Origin of the sequence: Amycolatopsis sp. FDAARGOS 1241, assembly GCF_016889705.1 — a bacterium.
In the GTDB taxonomy this organism is placed as follows: Bacteria; Actinomycetota; Actinomycetes; order Mycobacteriales; family Pseudonocardiaceae; genus Amycolatopsis.
In genome coordinates this window covers 1,833,966-1,850,095 of record NZ_CP069526.1, presented here as the reverse complement: position 1 = coordinate 1,850,095, position 16,130 = coordinate 1,833,966, and the positions used below count along the sequence as shown (strand labels likewise).

Below are 16,130 nucleotides of genomic sequence, written 5' to 3'. Positions count from 1 at the left end.
GGATTCCACAGAGGGGGACCCGTGCCCGAATCGATCCTGCCGCCCAAGCCGACCGGCCCGAGCTACCAGGACGCACCGCCACCACCACCGCAGCCGAAGACCAACGGCTTCGCGATCGCGTCGCTCATCCTGGCGATCCCGGCGCTGAGTCTCATGCTCAGCATCGTCTTCGGCTTCGTGGCGCTGGTCCAGACCCGACGTGACGGACGGCCCGGAAAGGGCCTGGCGATCGCCGGGCTTTCGGTGAGCGGCGCGTGGCTCGTGGTGATCGCCGTCAGCGTCGCGGTCACGCTGTCGGGCAGCGACAGCGTGTTCGCCGTGCACAAGGGCGATTGCTTTACCACCGAGAGCTCCACCACGATCACCAGGGTCGCGTGCGACCAGCCGCACGGGGACGAGGTCTACGCCGTCATCGCGCTCCCCGGCGGGGACGCCTACCCGGGCGAGGAAACGCTGGCCGCGTTGAGCCGCGACTACTGCACCGGTGAGCAGGACGCGTTCTTCGTCAACACGTCGCCGCCGACGAACCTGGTCATGGCTGTGTACTACCCGCACGAAGCGGCGTGGCGCGGCGACGACCACTCGGCCGTGTGCACGCTGGAGTCGGAGTCCGGGGGGTTGCGCAACCCCGTGGTGCACTGACTCATCCGACTCACGGTGCGCCGGGCGGGACGAACGGCAGCGCGTCCGGCGCACCGCCTTCCAGCAGCCGCAAGAGGTTCGTGGTGTCCAGTTCGGACTCGACTGCGTCGGCGAGGCGGTCGAGCATGTCCTCGCGCAGCTGCGCGAAGCCCGGGGTGGCCGCGGCAGGCGACCAGTCGACGCCCGCCTGTGCGGCGATCTCGGTGAGCCACGCGCGGCGGAAGCCGTCGTTCTCGAAGGCGCCGTGCCACGTCGTGCCCCACACCGCGCCGGCGCGGTAACCGTCCAGAAAGGACTCCGCGTCGGCGCCGGAGGCGCTGCCGTGGTGGATCTCGTACGCGTCGACGCGGTGGCCCCGCCACGAGCCCGTCGGGCGGCCCAGCACCTTGTCCCCCGCGAAGGTCACGGTGGTGGGCAGCAGGCCGAGCCCGTCGACCAGGCCGGCACGCGACTCGACGTCGTCGTCGATGGTCCGTGCCAGCATCTGATAGCCGCCGCAGATGCCGAGCACCGGCCGGCCCGCGGCGGCGCGCGCGGTCACGGCGTCGGCGAGGCCGCGCGAGCGCAGCCAGCGCAGATCGTCCACAGTGGCCCGGGAGCCGGGCAGCACCACGAGGTCGGCGGTCTCGACCGTGTCCGGGTCGGCGGTGAGGCTCACCGTCACGCCGGGCTCGGCGGCGAGAGCGTCCACATCGGTGGCGTTCGAGGCGCGCGGGAAGCGCACGACGGCCACGCGCAGCCCGCCCCCGCGTGGCGCCTCGTGTCGCCAGCCGGCTGCGGCGAGCGCGTCTTCGGAGTCGATCCACACACGATCGAGCCAGGGCAGCACCCCCAGCACCGGCCGGCCCGTCACGTCTTCGAGGCTCTTCAGGCCCGGACGCAGCAAGCCGATGTCGCCGCGGAACTTGTTGACCACCCAGCCGGCCACGAGCGCCTGGTCCTCGGGCGAGAGCAGCGCGAGCGTGCCGAACATCGCGGCCAGCACCCCGCCGCGGTCGATGTCGCCGACCACGACCACCGGGAGGGAAAACCGCCGGGCCAGTCCGAGGTTCACGTAGTCGCCGCCGCGCAGGTTGATCTCCGCGGGGCTGCCCGCTCCTTCGCACACGACGACGTCGAAGCGCGAGCGCAGGTCCTCGAAGGCCCCGAATGCGAACTCGGCCAAGCCGGCGCGGCCGGTCGCGTACTCGCCGGCTTCGAGCGTGCCGAACGGTTTGCCGAGCGCGATCACGTGGCTGCGCCGGTCGCTGCCGGGTTTGAGCAGCACGGGGTTCATCGCCGCCTCGGGTTCGGCGCGCGCGGCGCGGGCCTGCAACCACTGCGCGCGGCCGATCTCGGCGCCGTCGGCGCACACCATCGAGTTGTTCGACATGTTCTGCGATTTGAACGGCGCCACGCGCACGCCGCGGCGCGCGAGCCACCGGCAGATCCCGGCCGTGACCAGGCTCTTCCCGGCGTCGGACGTGGTGCCCGCGACCAGCAGTCCCCTCACCGCGCCACCGCCCGGGCCACCGCCGCCGCGCTCACGGCCGACACCGCGCCGACCACCCGCGACAAACGCACCGCGCGCCGCAGGTCGACGGGCTGTGGCGCCCGGCCGTCACCGAGCGTGCCACGGACCTCGACCTCGCCGCCGTAGCTGTTGGTGCCCCCGAGCCGCACGCCGAGAGCGCCCGCGAACGCGGCCTCGACCTGGCCGGCGTTCGGGCTCGGGTGGTGCGAGCCGTACCGCCGCCACGCGCGCAGCGCCGGGCCGATCCGCCCGCCGGCCAGCGGCGCGGACAGCGCCGTCAGCACGGCGCCGATCCGCGCCGGCACGAGGTTCACGACGTCGTCGGCGCGGGCCGCGGCCCAGCCGAAGTTGCGGTGGCGCGGCGAGCGGTAGCCGACCATCGCGTCGAGCGTGTTCAGCGCGCGGTAGCCGAGCAGCCCGGGGAGGCCGGCGACGGCGCCCCACAGCAGCGGCGCGACGACCGCGTCGGACGTGTTCTCCGCGATCGACTCCGTGGCCGCACGCGCGAGCTCGGCCGGGTCCAGCTCCGACGCGTCCCGCGCGCACAGGTGCGAAAGGCGGGCACGCGCGGCGGGTATTCCGTCGGCGTCCAGCAGGCGCGCCATCTCCCGGCCCTCGGCGGCGAGACCGCGGCCGCCGAGCACGGCCCACGTCGCGGCGGCGGTGAAGGCGAAGCGGGCGACGGGGCGCCGGCGGGTGGCCAGCTGCGTGGCCACACCCAGGCCCGTCGCGGCGCCCGCGCAGACGGCCGCGTACGCCGCTCCGCGCGGCTTCGAGTCCGCCCACCAGCGACGTTCCAGCGCGCCGGCCGCGCGGCCGAACAGCGCGACCGGGTGCCCGCGGCGGGGGTCGCCGAACACCGCGTCGGCGACGTATCCGGTGATCAGGCCGGCCGCGGTGACGGCTTGTCGGAGTGGCACGTGGCGAACCGTAGCGCGTGCACGAGAATGCCGGGTATGACCAAGCTGACGCACCGGCTCGCCGGGCAGCTCGAAGCCCTGGCGCGGACCCTCCGCCGGTACGGACGCGACGATGGCAAGGTGCTCGTCCTCGGCGGCGTCCGCTCCGGGAAGTCGAGGCACGCGGAGCGGCTCGTCGCGCACCACTCCCACCTCGTGTACCTCGCGCCCGGCCTGCCGCCGGGCGACGACGACCCCGAGTGGGCCGCCCGCGTCGCCGCGCACCAGGCCCGGCGTCCGGCGCACTGGAAGACCGTCGAGACCACCGACCTCGCGACGGTCCTGCGGACCGCGAGCAGCCCGCTGCTCATCGACTGCCTGGGCACGTGGCTCTCGCGCGTGCTCGACGAGGTCGGCGCGTGGTCGGGCAAACCGGGCTGGGAGAGACGGCTCGACGACCGGCTCGAAGACTTCCTGGCCGCGTGGACGCAGGCCCGGGTGCCCGTGGTGGCCGTGAGCAACGAGGTCGGCAGCGGTGTGGTGCCCGCTACGTCGTCCGGGCGGCTGTTCCGTGATGTGCTGGGCGCACTCAACAACCGGGTGTCCGCCGAGTCAGACCGGAGCCTGCTGGTCGTCGCGGGGCGGGTGCTCGAACTGCCGTAAGGAGCTCGCCGTGCCCCGATTCGACATCCCCGTGCCCGACGCCGCCGCCCGCGCCGCAGCGCAGGAGCGCCTCGACGGCCTGGTGAAACCGCTCGGCGCGCTGGGCAGGCTCGAGGAGCTGGCGGCGTGGCTGAGCGCCGCCCACGGCGTGGTGCCCCCGCGCCCGCTCGACGACGTGCGCGTGGTCGTCTTCGCCGGTGACCACGGGGTGTCGGCGCAGTCGGCGTACCCGCGCGAGGTCACGGCGGCGATGGTGCGCGTGTTCCTCGCGGGCAAGAGCGGCGTCACGGTGCTGGCCGCGCAGGTGGGGGCCAGCGTGCGCGTGGCCGACCTCGCGGTCGACTGGGACGCTGCGGACATCCCCGCCGAGGTCACCGCCCACAAGATCCGCCGCGGCTCCGGCGCGATCGACGTCGAGGACGCCCTCGAGCCCGGCGAAGCCGTGGCCGCGTTCGAAGCGGGCCGCGCCATCGCCGCCGAGGAGGCCGGCGCCGACCTCCTGGTCCCCGGCGACATGGGCATCGGCAACACCACCGTGTGCGCCGCGCTGGTCGCCGCCACTCTCGGCCTGCCCGCGGCCGAGGTCGTCGGCACCGGGACCGGCGTGTCCGGCGCCGCCTTGGAAACCAAGACCGCCGTCGTGGCGACCGCCCTCGCGCGCGCCGGCGACCGCGTCACGGACCCGTTCGACCGCCTCACGGCCTTGGGCAGCGCCTGCGTCGCGGCGACCGCGGGTTTCCTGGTCGAGGCCGCCGTGCGCCGCATCCCGGTGCTGCTCGACGGCATCTTCTCCGGCGCCGCCGCCCTGGTCGCCCGCGACATCGCGCCGGGCGCCCAGCAGTGGTGGCTCGCGGGCCACCGTTCGACGGAACCATCGCAGGCGTTCGCCCTCAAGGCCCTGGGCCTGACGCCGATCCTCGACCTGGGCCTGCGCCTGGGCGAGGGCAGCGGCGCGATCCAGGCGGTCCCGACCCTGCGTGCGGCGCGGGCGATCATCGCCGAGATGGGCCTGCTGGCGGACCTCGCGTGAGGACAGCCGACACCGGTCCGGTGGCTGACGGGGCACGGCTCGGTGGCCCCGATTGGCCGGCTGCAGGAGCACGGCTCGGTGGCCCCAGTAGGCAGGCCGCAGGAGCACGGCTCCGCCACCCCGGTAGGCCGGCCGCCGGAACACGCCTCGCCCACCCCGGTAGGCCGACCGCCGGAACACACCACGCCCATTCCGATTGGCCGGCCGCCATGACACGGCTCGGCCGCCCCGGTCGGCCGACCGCCGCCCCGCTGCTCGCCCACCCCGGTAGGCCGACCGCCGCAACGCACCTGGCCCACCCCGGTAGGCCGACCGCCGGAACACGGCTCGCCCGCCCCAATGCCGGCGGGACACGGCTCGGCCACCCCGATAGGCCGGCCGGCATGACACGGCTCGGCCGCCCCGGTCGGCCGACCGCCGGAACACCGCTCGCCCACCCCGAGTGGCCGACCGCCGGGGCGCAGTGCGGTGCGGTGAGCCGGGCAGCGGCTGCCGGGTGCGGCCGTTTGGCCGGGCAGAAAGCCGGCCGCGCGTGAAGCTCGGTGATGCGATCCGGCTGGCGGTCGGCACCCTGACCACCGTGCCGGTGCCCGCGCCGCGCGTGATCGATCGCGGGGTGGCCGGCGCGGCCATGGTGCTGGCACCCGTCGCGGCGGTGCCGTTGGCGGCGGTGGCGGGCCTGATCGTGGCGGGCGGCGGCGCGGTCGGACTGCCCGCGCTGGCCGTCGCGGCGCTGGCGCTCGGCGCGGTGGAGCTGGGCAGCCGCGGGCTGCACCTCGACGGGCTGGCCGACACCGCCGACGGACTGGGTGCGTCCTACGACCGGGCGAAGGCGCTCGACGTGATGCGCCGCGGCGATGCCGGGCCGACCGGCGTGGCAACGCTCGTGTTCGTGCTGCTCGTGCAAGCCGGCGCGGCAGCCGGGGCGGTGGCGGCCGGGCACGGGGTCGTCGCGGTCGTCGCCGGCGTGCTGACCGGGCGGTGCACGTTGTCGATGTCGTGCGCACGGGGAGTGCCGTCGGCGCGGCCGGACGGGCTGGGCGCGACGGTCGCGGGTTCGGTGCCGCTGCCGGTCGCCGTCGGAGTCGGTGTGGTGGCGGCCGCCGTGGCCGCGCTGGCCCCTGGTTTGCCGTGGTGGCAAGGAGTGGCGGCGGTGGTCGCGGGGTACGGCGCCGCCGCGCTGCTGCTCGTGCGGTGTGTGCGCCGGCTCGGCGGCATCACCGGTGACGTCCTGGGTGCGGGCGTCGAGGTCGCGGTGGCGGCGGCGCTGCTCGTGCTCGCCGCCTAGCCACGGCCGGGCCGCTATCCCGAACCCCTCGATCTCAATCACCTGTGCAGATCGATCGCCGGCAGAACCCCGCCGGGCGTGCCACAGCCGCTGACGAGCACCAGTGGGCCAGGATCGACCAGCTACGTTTCCAGCCGGAGAGACCAGACGAACTCCCGCTTCGCGGCCACCGAGCAGGGTCTCGACGGCCACGGCGCGTCTGCGCGGGATTCCTTCGCGTCACCACGTATTTGACGAAGCCCGACGAGGACGCGGAATTCTCGCGTGCTCGCGGAGAACGCCTCGAGAGCGCGTCGCCGAGCGCTTCGGCGGCACAGGTCGCTCCGAGGAGCTCTCGCCGAGATCGCGGCGATGGCGCCCCTGGCCGCCTAAGTCCCGCCCGCTGTCCGACCGGGAGGTCTTGGGTGCGGGAGCTGGTGGCTCAGCAGGCCGCGGGATCGGCGGCGGATCGAGCGGCGCACGTTTCGGTAGCGGCATCGGCTCTGGCAGCGGTGCCCTCGAAGAAAGCGCGCGCGGCCCACTAGCGAGCAAAGGGGCGGCCCGGGCGCGCGGCGCGTCCGGATTCGGCGGCAAGGGCAGGGGTGAGGAAGACGCCGAGCACCAGCGCAAATACGGCGTAGACGACGATTCCGCCTTCAGCCTGACCGACGACGACGGCGGCCGGCTCCTGGCAAGACCTGGAGAACGCGGGCGAGCGCGGCCACGAACCCGTCCGTGACTTCACGTGACCGCACCGCCAGCCGCAGGTGCCGCGGCCCCAAGCCGGGGAACGTGTCGCCGCGGCGGACCGCGAAGCCGACGTCGCGCAGGCGTCGGCGCAACCCGTCGTCGGGGCCCTCGACGAGGACGAACGGCCCCCGGGGCTCACCGAGGGCCGGGAGGCCCAGCTCGGCCAGGCGGGAGACCAGGTACTCCCGATCGGCTTCAGCGGTGACGGCCAGCTTTTCCGCCTCCTCCAGCGCCGCCGGACGGCAGCACGCCACGGTCGCGACACCGGCGAGCGTCGACACCGACCAGGGCGGCTGCACGGCCGCCAGCCGGGCCACGACATCGGCCGGGCCGAGGACGTAGCCCGCGCGCAGGCCCGCGAGGCCCCACGTCTTGGTGAGGCTGCGCAGCACCACCACGCCGTCCAGGGACTCACCGGCCAGGCTCTCCGCCTCGCCCGGAATGGCGTCGAGGAACGCCTCGTCGACCACGAGCAGCCGGCCGGGCCGGACCAGGCCGCGGAGCACGGCGGCCGGGTGCAGCACCGACGTCGGGTTGGTCGGGTTGCCCACGAACACCAGATCGGCCGACTCGGGAACCACCGCGGGACCCAGCACGAAACCGTCCGAATCGGACAGCACCACACGCGACACCTCGTGCCCCGCCGCCCGCAGCGCGGCTTCGGGCTCGGTGAACTGCGGGTGCACGACCACCGCGTGCCGCGGCCGCAGGGCCGAGGCCAGCAGCGTGAACGCCTCTGCCGCCCCGGCCGTCACCAGGACCTCGTCGACCGGCCGGCCGTGCCGCGCCGCGACCGCCGACTGCGCGGAGGCCGGTGACGGGTACGCGGCCAGACTGTCCACAGCGGACACCAGCTCCCGCCGCAGCCACTCGGGCGGGCGCGGGAGCCGGACGTTCACGGCGAGGTCGACCAGCCCCGGCCCGACCTCGCGGTCGCCGTGGTGGTGCAGGTCGTAGTCAGCCACGGGACACCACCTCGTCCGCGGGCCGGACCCCCTTTCCGCGCGGCGCGAAGGCCCGCACGTGCGCCGCGAACCGCTCGGCGAGCACGGGGTGCCCGGCCCAGTGCACGTGCAAGTACGACGCGTGCAGCGACGCCGACGCGAACCCGTCCACCGTCCGGTCCCAGCCCCACGCGGGCGCCGGACCGGCCGCGGGCGTGAGCTCCGTGCGGTGGAACTCGTGCCCGGTCACGCGCCGGCCGGCGGTCGCGAGCACGTTGTCGGCCGAGGAAACCGCCGTGCGGTACCCGAGTTTGCCGCGTTTGGTCATCACCGCCGTCGCGTCGACGACCCCCGCCATCGGCTGCCCGTCCAGCTCGCGGCACAGGTACAGCAGTCCGGCGCACTCCGCGCTCACGGGCATCCCCCGGCCCGCGGCCGCGGACACCGCCGCGAGCAACGGCTCGTTCGCCGCCAGTTCCGCCGCGTGCACCTCGGGGAACCCCCCGCCGAAGTACAGCCCGGCACAGCCCTCGGGCAGCGCTTCGTCGCGCAGCGGGTCCACGTCCACGACGTCCACGCCGTGCGAAGCCAGCAGCTCCAGGTTCTCGGTGTACCGGAACGTGAACGCCGGCCCGGCCGCGGCGGCCACGACCGCCCGCGGCCCCTCCCAGGTCCCGTCGGGTGTCCACACCGGACCCGACAACGGCGGCGCGGCCCGCGCGACGCGCACCACCGCTTCCAGATCCACCCCACCGGCGACCCACGACGCCAGCTCCGGCAGCACCCGCTGCGAGTCCGCGGCCCGCTCCGCGGCCGGCACGAGCCCGAGGTGCCGGCTCGGCGCGTGCACGTTCTCGTTGCGCCGCAACGCTCCCAGCAGCGGCACGCCCGTGGCTTCCAGCGCCGTCGCGATCTCGTCCTCGTGCCGTTGCGAGCCCAGCTTGTTGATTATCACGCCCGCCAGCCGCACGCGCGGGTCGTAGTTCGCGAACCCGAGCACGGTCGCCGCGACGCTGCGCGAGGCGGCCGAAGCGTCCACGACGAGCACCACCGGCGCCTCGAGCACCCGGGCGACGTGCGCGGTCGACGCGTAGCCCTCGGTGCCGAGCGCACCGTCGAACAGGCCCATCACGCCTTCGATCACGGCGACGTCGGCCCCTGCGCAACCGTGGCGCAGCAAGGGCACGAGCCGGTCCTCACCCTGCAGGAACGGGTCGAGGTTGCGTGCGGGTCGCCCGGTCGCGAGCGCGTGGTAGGACGGGTCGATGAAGTCGGGCCCGACCTTGTGCCCGGACACCGTGTGCCCGGCCGCGCGCAGCGCTGCCATGAGTCCGGCGGCGATGGTGGTCTTGCCGTGCCCCGAGCCGGGCGCGGCGATGACCACGCGCGCTACCACTCGATCCCCCGCTGCCCCTTCTGCCCCGCGTCCATCGGGTGCTTCACCTTCGTCATCTCGGCCACCAGATCGGCGGCCTCGACGAGCTCCGGCGGCGCATACCGGCCGGTGATCACGACGTGCTGGTGCCCCGGCCGGGAGACCAGAGTGGACACCACGTCGCCGACCTCGAGCCAGCCCCACTTGAGCAGGTAGGAGAATTCGTCGAGCACGTAGAAGTCGTGCGTTTCGGCGGCGAGCCGGCGTTTGATCTCGGCCCAGCCCTCGCGCGCGTTGGCGGCGTGGTCCTCCTCGGTACCGGACTTGCGCGTCCAGCTCCAGCCCTCGCCCATCTTGTGCCACTCGACAGGCCCGCCCTGGCCCGTCTCGTCGTGCAGTTCGCCGAGGGCGCGGAAAGCGGCTTCCTCGCCGACGCGCCACTTCGCCGACTTCACGAACTGGAACACGCCGATCGACCAGCCCTGGTTCCAGGCGCGCAGGGCCATGCCGAACGCGGCAGTCGACTTGCCCTTCATCTCACCGGTGTGCACGGCGAGCAGCGGGCGGTTGCGGCGCTGGCGCGTGGTGAGCCCGTCCTGCGGGACGACGGCCGGTTTCCCCTGCGGCATCAGGCAGCCCTCCCGGTGGTGCGATCACGAACCGCGGCGGCGAGGGTCTCGGCCGCGACCTCGGCGAGCGGCACGTGGTCCGCGCCGAGGTGTCCGGCCAGCTCCGCCGCCAGGCCCAGGCGCATCCGGCCGCTTTCGCAGTCCATCACAACGGTGGTCACGCCGCTCAGCAGGGCCGCCGCGGCGTGCGATCGCGCGACGGCATCCGCTCCGCTCGTGGCGCGTCCGTCCGTGACGAGCACCAGCAGCGGCCGGCGGCGTGGATCGCGGATCGCCTCGACGCGCAGCACGCGCGCGGCTTCCAGCAGCCCTTCCGCGAGCGGCGTGCGGCCGCCGGTGGGCAGGCCCTCCAGCCGCGCGGCGGCGGCTTCGACGCTGATGGTCGGCGGCAGCGCGAGCTCCGCCGAGTCACCACGGAAAGTCACGAGCCCGACCTTGTCGCGCCGTTGGTAGGCGTCCAGCAGGAGCGAGAGCACCGCCGTCTTCACCTCGCGCATCCGCGCCCGCGCGCCCATGGAGCCCGACGCGTCGACGCAGAACAGCACGAGGTTGCCTTCGCGGCCTTCGCGCAACGCGAACCGCAGGTCCTGCGGCCGCACGAGCAGCCCGGGTCCGCTGCGGCCGCGGGACCGCTGGTGCGGTGCGGCCGCACGCATCGTCGCGACGAGGTGCGGACGGCCTTCGCGCACGCTCGGCGGCTGTACGCCGATCGTGCGGCCGGTGTCGGTGCGGGCCCGCGACCGGCGGCCGCGTTCGCCTTCACCGGTGCCCTTGACGCGGAACACCCGCGCCCGGAACGTGTCCCCGGAGCCGACGGTGTGCTGCTCCCCGGAACCGCTTCCATCGCCCGGCCGCGGCTGGGGCGTGCCCGGCTGGTCGCCCGCCGGCGGCTGCTCGCCTTCGGCGGCGGGCGGTTGCGAACCCGAACCGGGACCGTCGTCCTCGGGGTCCGGGTCCTCGGGTGGCTGCGCGTCCTGCAACGCCTGTTCCAGCTGGTCCTCGGAAATGCCCGGTGCGTCGAAGGGGTTGCGCCGCCGCCGGTGCGGCAACGCGAGCCGCGCGGCCACGCGGACGTCGTCGGTGATCACTTCCGAACGCCCGGCCCACGCGGCGTGCGCGACGGCCGCGCGCGCCGTGACGATGTCGGCCCGCATGCCGTCGACTTCGAACGACGCGCACACCTCGGCGATCTGGCGCAGCGCGTCGTCGGGCAGCTTCACCGAGGGCAGAAGCCGTTGCGCCGCTTCGATGTCCGCGGCCAGCCGGGCGTCTTCGGCCGCGTAGGTCGCCGCGAACCCGTCGGGATCCGCCTCGTAGGCAAGCCGCCGCCGGACGACCTCGACGCGCTGCTCGGGTTCACGGCTGGAGGCGACCTCGACGGTCAGCCCGAACCGGTCCAGCAGCTGCGGCCGCAGCTCGCCTTCCTCGGGGTTCATGGTGCCGATCAGCACGAACCGCGCGGCGTGCGACACGGACACGCCCTCGCGCTCCACCGTCGCGCGGCCCATCGCGGCGGCGTCCAGCAGCGTGTCCACGAGGTGATCGTGCAGCAGGTTGACCTCGTCGACGTAGAGCAGCCCGCGGTTCGCGGCGGCGAGCAGGCCCGGCTGGTAGTCCGTGACGCCCTCGGCCAGCGCCTTCTCCAGGTTCAGCGACCCGACGACCCGGTCCTCGGCCGCCCCGACGGGCAGCTCCACCAGCCGCGCCGGCCGCCGGTGCGCGGGCGCGCCCGCGGCGTGCGGACCGTCCGGGCACGCCGGATCCGGCGCGGCGGGGTCACACGCGAAGCGGCAGCTGTCCACCACGTCGAGCTCGGGCAGCAGGCCCGCGAGCGCCCGCACCATCGTCGACTTCGCCGTGCCCTTCTCACCACGCACCAGCACGCCGCCGACCGCGGGTGAGATCGAGGACAGGAGCAGCGCCAGGCGCAGGTCCGGCATCCCGACGACGGCGGTGAACGGGTACGGCTTCAAGAGCTCTCCTCGTGGTCGGCGTCCGGCCGATCATCGCACAGGAAACGCGTCGTCTAGCGTGGGCGGACGTGCGCGAAAAATCACCCCACCCCCTCGCCCGGGACGCCTCGCCCGGTGCGGCCGAGCGCGCGGCCGGCGGGGGGTCCGGGACCGTGCCCCCGGAGGGCAAAGCACGCCTCCTGGTGGTCGGGATCGGGGCCGACGGCTGGACGGGCCTGGCCGAGCGGTCCCGTGCCGCCGTGCTCGGCGCGGACATCGTGCTGGGTGCGCCGCGACAGCTCGCGTCGCTGCCGGAGGGTGTGCGGGCGCAACCGTGGCCGAGCCCGCTGCTGCCCGCGCTCGACGACGTCCTCGCAGCGCACGCCGGACGGCGGATCTGTGTCCTGGCCAGCGGCGATCCGCTGCTGTCGGGCCTCGGCACGACGCTGCGCGACCGCGGCTACGACCTCGAAGTCTTGCCCGCGTTGTCGTCGGTGACGCTGGCCCGCGCGCGGCTGCGCTGGTCGTTCGAGGAGACCGAGGTGGTGACCGTCGTCGGCCGCGCGATCAGCCGGGTGGCCCGCGTGCTGGCGCCGAACCGCAAGGTCCTCGTGCTCGGCGCGCACGCCGCCGACCTGCGGGAGCTCCTGCGGGCCGGCGGCTACGGCGAGTCGGCCCTGACGAGCCTGGAGAACCTCGGCGCCCCCGATGAGCACATCGCCGACGGCTGGACCCACGACCCCGGCCCGCTCACCGTGTTCGCCCTGGTCTGCGCCGGTCCCGGCCTGCCGCTGACCGGCTTGCCCGACGACGCGTTCGAGCACGACGGCCAGCTCACCAAACGCGACGTCCGCGCCTCGGCGCTCGCCCACCTCGCCCCCGCGCCCGGCGAGCTGCTGTGGGACGTCGGGGCGGGCTCGGGCAGCGTCGGCATCGAGTGGTCGCGCGCGCACCCGCTCAACCGCGCCGTCGCGATCGAACGCGACCCGGCGCGCGCCGAGCGCATCACGCGCAACGCCGCCACGCTCGGCGTCCCCGAACTGCGAGTGGTCACGGGCCCGGCGCCCGACGTCCTCGCCGAACTGCCGGAACCCGACGCGATCTTCATCGGCGGCGGCCTCACCGCCTCCGGTCTGCTCGACGCGTGCCTCGCCACCGGCGCGCGCGTGGTGGCCCACGGCGTGACCCTGGAAGCGGAACAGATCCTGGCGAACGCCTACGCGAGCCGGGGTGGTGAGCTGACGAGGATCGCCGTCGACCACGCCCGGCCGCTCGGCGGGTTCACCGGGTGGACCCCGTCGCGCACCGTCACGTCCTGGAGTTCGAGATGACCGTTCACTTCATCGGCGCCGGCCCGGGCGCGGCGGACCTCATCACGGTCCGCGGCCGCGACCTGCTCGCCCGCTGCGCGGTGTGCCTCTACCCGGGCAGCATGACGCCCACGGACCTGCTCGCGTACTGCCCGCCGGACGCGCAGCGCATCGACACGGCGAACCTCAGCCTCGACGAGATCGTCGAGCGCCTCGTCGCGGCCCACCGCGCCGGTCACGAGGTCGCGCGCCTGGTTTCCGGTGACCCTTCGCTCTACAGCGCGGTGGCGGAAACCGTGCGCCGCCTCGATGCCGCCGGTGTGCCGTACGACGTCGTGCCCGGCGTGCCCGCGTTCGCCGCGTCCGCCGCGGTCCTCGGCCGCGAGCTGACCGTGCCGGGCATCGGCCAGAGCCTCGTGATCACGCGGGCGCAGGCCCGGTCGACGGCGCTGCCCGAAGGCGAGACCCTCGCGAACTTCGCCCGCAGCGGCACCACTCTCGCGCTGCACCTGGCGATCAACCACATCGAGCGCGTGACCGAAGAGCTGATCCCGGCCTACGGCGCCGAGTGCCCGGCGGCAGTGGTGGCGCTCGCGAGCCAGCCCGGCGAAACGGTGGTGCGCGGCACGCTCGCGGACATCGCCGCCCAGGCGCGCACCGCGGGGATGAAGCGCGCGGCCACCATCTTCGTGGGCCGCGTGCTGGCGGCCGAAGGATTCCCCGACAGTTTCCTGTATTCGAGCACCCGAGATCGCGCGAGCCAACCGGAGTCATTGTGACGCAACTACGCTGGGGCCTGGTGGCCGCCGGAAGCATCGCCGCGGACTTCGCGGCCGGCGTCGAACGCAGCAAGCACGGCGTGCTGGAGGCCGTTGCCGCTCGCTCGGCCGACCGGGCGCGCGAGTTCGCCACCCGCTTCGACATCCCCAAGGCGTACGGCTCCTACGCCGATCTCCTGGCCGACCCGGACGTCGACGCCGTCTACATCGCCACCCCGCACCCGATGCACGCCGAGTGGGCGATCCGGGCCGCGGAGGCGGGCAAGCACGTGCTGTGCGAGAAACCGCTCACGGTCACCGCGCCCGAAGCGGAGAAGGTGATCGACGCGGCGCGCCGGCACGACGTCTTCCTGATGGAGGCGTTCATGTACCGCCTGCACCCGCAGACGCGGCGGCTCGTCGAACTGATCGAGTGCGGCGCGATCGGCGAGATCCGGGCCGTGGACGTCACGTTCAGCTACAGCTCCGGCGCCAACGACGCCCCGCGCCTGGCCGACCCGGCGCTCGGCGGCGGCGGGATCCTCGACGTCGGCTGCTACTGCACGTCGCTCGCCCGGCTCGTCGCGCAAGCGGCGACCGGCACCGAGGTCGTGGAGCCGACCACGGTCACGGGCATGGCGCGCCTGAGCGAGCGCGGCGTCGACGAGTACGCGATGGGCCTGTTGCGGCTGCCCGGCGACATCATCGCGCAGCTGTCGTGCGGCTTCCGGCTCACGCAGGACGACCACATCCGCGTCTACGGCACCACCGGGCAGCTGTCGGTGCCGAAACCCGCGTGGCTGCCGAAGATGCGCCAGCCCGCCGCGTCGCAGATCGTGCTGACGCCGGAGAACGGCGAGCCGGAGGTGATCGAGATCGAGGCGACGCAGAGCGTGTTCACGCGCGAAGCCGACCACGTGGCCACGCACCTCGCGCAACGACAGGCACCGGAGCTGACCTGGGCCGAGACGCTCGCGAACATGCGCACGCTCGACCGCTGGCGCGCGGCCGTGGGTTATGGCGGATGACCGTGCTGGTCCTCGGCGGCACCGCCGAGGCGCGGACGCTCGCGGCCGAACTGCACGGCCGCGGCGTTGCCGTCGTTTCGTCGCTGGCGGGACGGGTCGCACGGCCGCGGCTGCCCGTCGGTGAGGTGCGCGTTGGCGGTTTCGGCGGCATCGAGGGCCTCACCGCGTGGCTGCGCGAGCACGACGTGCGCGCGGTGGTCGACGCGACGCACCCGTTCGCGGAACGCATCGGCACCAACGCGTTCGCCGCCGCCGAAAAGGCCGGGGTCCCGCTGCTGCGGCTGGCCCGGCCGGGCTGGCAGGCCGGGGACGGCGACCGCTGGCACTGGGCCGCCGACCTCACCGAAGCCGCAGAGCTGCTGCCCGGCCTGGGTGAACGCGTCTTGCTCACCAGCGGCCGTCAGGGGCTCGGCGCCTTCGCCGGGCTGGACGCGCTGTGGTTCCTCATCCGCTGCGTCGATCCGCCCGAGCCGCCACTGCCGGCGCGCCACGAGGTGCTGCTCAGCCGCGGACCGTACGAAGTGGACGGAGAGCGCGCGCTGCTGGCCGAGCACGCCATCGACGTGCTCGTCACCAAGGACAGCGGCGGCACGATGACCGCCGCGAAGCTCACCGCCGCCCGCGAACTGGGCCTGCCCGTGGTCGTCGTCCGGCGCCCCACACGGCCGGTCACCGCGGAAGCGGCCGACGTCGCGGGAGCCGTGGAATGGGTGCTGCACCGATGAACGACGAGTTCTACGAGATCCTGCACCGCCGCCGCGACGTGCGTGGCGAGTTCACCGGCGAGCCGATCGAGGACGCCGCGCTGACGCGTGTGCTCGAGGCCGCGCACGCCGCGCCGAGCGTGGGCCTGAGCCAGCCGTGGGACTTCGTGCTGGTGCGTGACCGCGGCACCCGCGAAGCCTTCGCCGAACACGTTCGCGCCGAGCGGGACGTCTTCGCCGCCACGCTCGCCGGCGAGCGCGCCGACACGTTCTCCCGCATCAAGATCGAGGGCATCCGGGAATCGACGCTGGGCGTCGTGGTCACCTACGACGCCGGACGCGGAGCGCCCGCCGTGCTGGGCCGGCACGCGATCGCCGACGCCGGGCTGTACTCCGTGTGCCTCGCGATCCAGAACCTGTGGCTCGCCGCGACGGCCGAGGGCCTCGGGGTGGGCTGGGTGAGCTTCTACCGCGAACCGTTCCTCGCCGGCCTGCTCGGCATTCCCGCCGGCATCCGGCCGGTCGCGTGGTTGTGCGTCGGCCCGGTCACGCAACTCGCCGAGGTCCCCGACCTCGAACGGCACGGCTGGCGCAGCCGCGCACCGCTGGCCGAAGCCGTGCACCACGAACGGTTCACGCCGCGCAGCGAGGGGCCTGCGTAGCCCC

General features: G+C 74.5%; 15 protein-coding genes. 9 read left to right on the top strand and 6 right to left on the bottom strand.

Going from position 1 to position 16,130, the window contains the following annotated elements; genetic code table 11:
* Positions 1-21 precede the first annotated feature (21 nt).
* Positions 22-642 carry a DUF4190 domain-containing protein gene (locus I6J71_RS09240; RefSeq protein WP_204094338.1) on the top strand — a complete coding sequence of 207 codons (621 nt, stop codon included), beginning with the start codon at positions 22-24 and terminating at the stop codon, positions 640-642.
* A 10-nt stretch (positions 643-652) separates the two neighbouring features.
* Here I6J71_RS09240 and I6J71_RS09235 read toward each other — a convergent pair whose 3' ends face one another.
* Together I6J71_RS09235 and I6J71_RS09230 are read right to left on the bottom strand one after the other, a co-directional pair.
* Positions 653-2,134 (bottom strand): cobyric acid synthase, encoded by a 1,482-nt coding sequence (locus tag I6J71_RS09235; RefSeq protein ID WP_204094337.1) that lies wholly within the window; start codon positions 2,132-2,134, stop codon positions 653-655.
* Complete coding sequence (locus tag I6J71_RS09230; protein WP_204094336.1) at positions 2,131-3,075, bottom strand: cobalamin biosynthesis protein; 945 nt, start codon at positions 3,073-3,075, stop codon at positions 2,131-2,133. The genes I6J71_RS09235 and I6J71_RS09230 overlap by 4 nt, the downstream gene beginning before the upstream one ends.
* Positions 3,076-3,111: 36 nt before the next feature.
* Here I6J71_RS09230 and I6J71_RS09225 point away from each other — a divergent pair, with 36 nt between their 5' ends.
* From I6J71_RS09225 to I6J71_RS09215, 3 genes are all read left to right on the top strand, one after another.
* A complete protein-coding gene (locus tag I6J71_RS09225) occupies positions 3,112-3,717 on the top strand; it encodes a bifunctional adenosylcobinamide kinase/adenosylcobinamide-phosphate guanylyltransferase (RefSeq protein WP_204094335.1) in 606 nt (201 codons plus the stop codon).
* Between the two features lie 10 nt (positions 3,718-3,727).
* On the top strand, positions 3,728-4,747 hold the full coding sequence (gene cobT / locus I6J71_RS09220) for a nicotinate-nucleotide--dimethylbenzimidazole phosphoribosyltransferase (RefSeq protein WP_204094334.1): 1,020 nt from the start codon (positions 3,728-3,730) through the stop codon (positions 4,745-4,747).
* Between the two features lie 532 nt (positions 4,748-5,279).
* Positions 5,280-6,035: an adenosylcobinamide-GDP ribazoletransferase gene (locus tag I6J71_RS09215; RefSeq protein WP_239154572.1), complete on the top strand. Its 756-nt coding sequence runs from the start codon at positions 5,280-5,282 to the stop codon at positions 6,033-6,035.
* Positions 6,036-6,670: 635 nt separating this feature from the next.
* Here the strand turns inward: I6J71_RS09215 and cobC are convergent.
* The 4 genes from cobC to I6J71_RS09195 are packed head-to-tail and all read right to left on the bottom strand — an operon-like array spanning position 6,671 to position 11,685.
* On the bottom strand, positions 6,671-7,729 hold the full coding sequence (cobC, locus tag I6J71_RS09210; RefSeq protein ID WP_204094333.1) for an Rv2231c family pyridoxal phosphate-dependent protein CobC: 1,059 nt from the start codon (positions 7,727-7,729) through the stop codon (positions 6,671-6,673).
* Positions 7,722-9,104, bottom strand: coding sequence for a cobyrinate a,c-diamide synthase (locus I6J71_RS09205; RefSeq protein WP_204094332.1), 1,383 nt, complete (start codon positions 9,102-9,104; stop codon positions 7,722-7,724). The genes cobC and I6J71_RS09205 overlap by 8 nt, the downstream gene beginning before the upstream one ends.
* On the bottom strand, positions 9,098-9,712 hold the full coding sequence (gene cobO / locus I6J71_RS09200) for a cob(I)yrinic acid a,c-diamide adenosyltransferase (protein WP_204094331.1): 615 nt from the start codon (positions 9,710-9,712) through the stop codon (positions 9,098-9,100). The genes I6J71_RS09205 and cobO overlap by 7 nt, the downstream gene beginning before the upstream one ends.
* Positions 9,712-11,685: a putative cobaltochelatase gene (locus tag I6J71_RS09195; RefSeq protein WP_204094330.1), complete on the bottom strand. Its 1,974-nt coding sequence runs from the start codon at positions 11,683-11,685 to the stop codon at positions 9,712-9,714. Before I6J71_RS09195 ends, cobO begins: the two co-directional genes overlap by 1 nt.
* Positions 11,686-11,837: 152 nt before the next feature.
* On the opposite strand from I6J71_RS09195, the gene cbiE reads away from it, so the two are divergent.
* Genes cbiE through bluB form a run of 5 tightly spaced genes read left to right on the top strand, consistent with a single transcriptional unit; the run spans position 11,838 to position 16,126 of the window.
* Positions 11,838-12,995: a precorrin-6y C5,15-methyltransferase (decarboxylating) subunit CbiE gene (cbiE, locus tag I6J71_RS09190; RefSeq protein WP_239155296.1), complete on the top strand. Its 1,158-nt coding sequence runs from the start codon at positions 11,838-11,840 to the stop codon at positions 12,993-12,995.
* Positions 12,992-13,753 carry a precorrin-4 C(11)-methyltransferase gene (gene cobM / locus I6J71_RS09185; RefSeq protein WP_204094328.1) on the top strand — a complete coding sequence of 254 codons (762 nt, stop codon included), beginning with the start codon at positions 12,992-12,994 and terminating at the stop codon, positions 13,751-13,753. Before cbiE ends, cobM begins: the two co-directional genes overlap by 4 nt.
* Positions 13,750-14,760: a Gfo/Idh/MocA family protein gene (locus I6J71_RS09180; RefSeq protein WP_204094327.1), complete on the top strand. Its 1,011-nt coding sequence runs from the start codon at positions 13,750-13,752 to the stop codon at positions 14,758-14,760. Before cobM ends, I6J71_RS09180 begins: the two co-directional genes overlap by 4 nt.
* Complete coding sequence (locus I6J71_RS09175) at positions 14,757-15,485, top strand: cobalt-precorrin-6A reductase (protein ID WP_204094326.1); 729 nt, start codon at positions 14,757-14,759, stop codon at positions 15,483-15,485. The genes I6J71_RS09180 and I6J71_RS09175 overlap by 4 nt, the downstream gene beginning before the upstream one ends.
* Complete coding sequence (gene bluB / locus I6J71_RS09170) at positions 15,482-16,126, top strand: 5,6-dimethylbenzimidazole synthase (protein WP_204096952.1); 645 nt, start codon at positions 15,482-15,484, stop codon at positions 16,124-16,126. Before I6J71_RS09175 ends, bluB begins: the two co-directional genes overlap by 4 nt.
* Positions 16,127-16,130: the final 4 nt, after the last annotated feature.

Coding starts and splice junctions, on each gene's coding strand:
- I6J71_RS09225 (WP_204094335.1), top strand. CDS start 3,112: ATGACCAAGCTGACGCACCGGCTCGCCGGGCAGCTCGAAGCCCTGGCG.
- cobO (WP_204094331.1), bottom strand. CDS start 9,712: ATGCCGCAGGGGAAACCGGCCGTCGTCCCGCAGGACGGGCTCACCACG.
- cobM (WP_204094328.1), top strand. CDS start 12,992: ATGACCGTTCACTTCATCGGCGCCGGCCCGGGCGCGGCGGACCTCATC.
- I6J71_RS09175 (WP_204094326.1), top strand. CDS start 14,757: ATGACCGTGCTGGTCCTCGGCGGCACCGCCGAGGCGCGGACGCTCGCG.
- bluB (WP_204096952.1), top strand. CDS start 15,482: ATGAACGACGAGTTCTACGAGATCCTGCACCGCCGCCGCGACGTGCGT.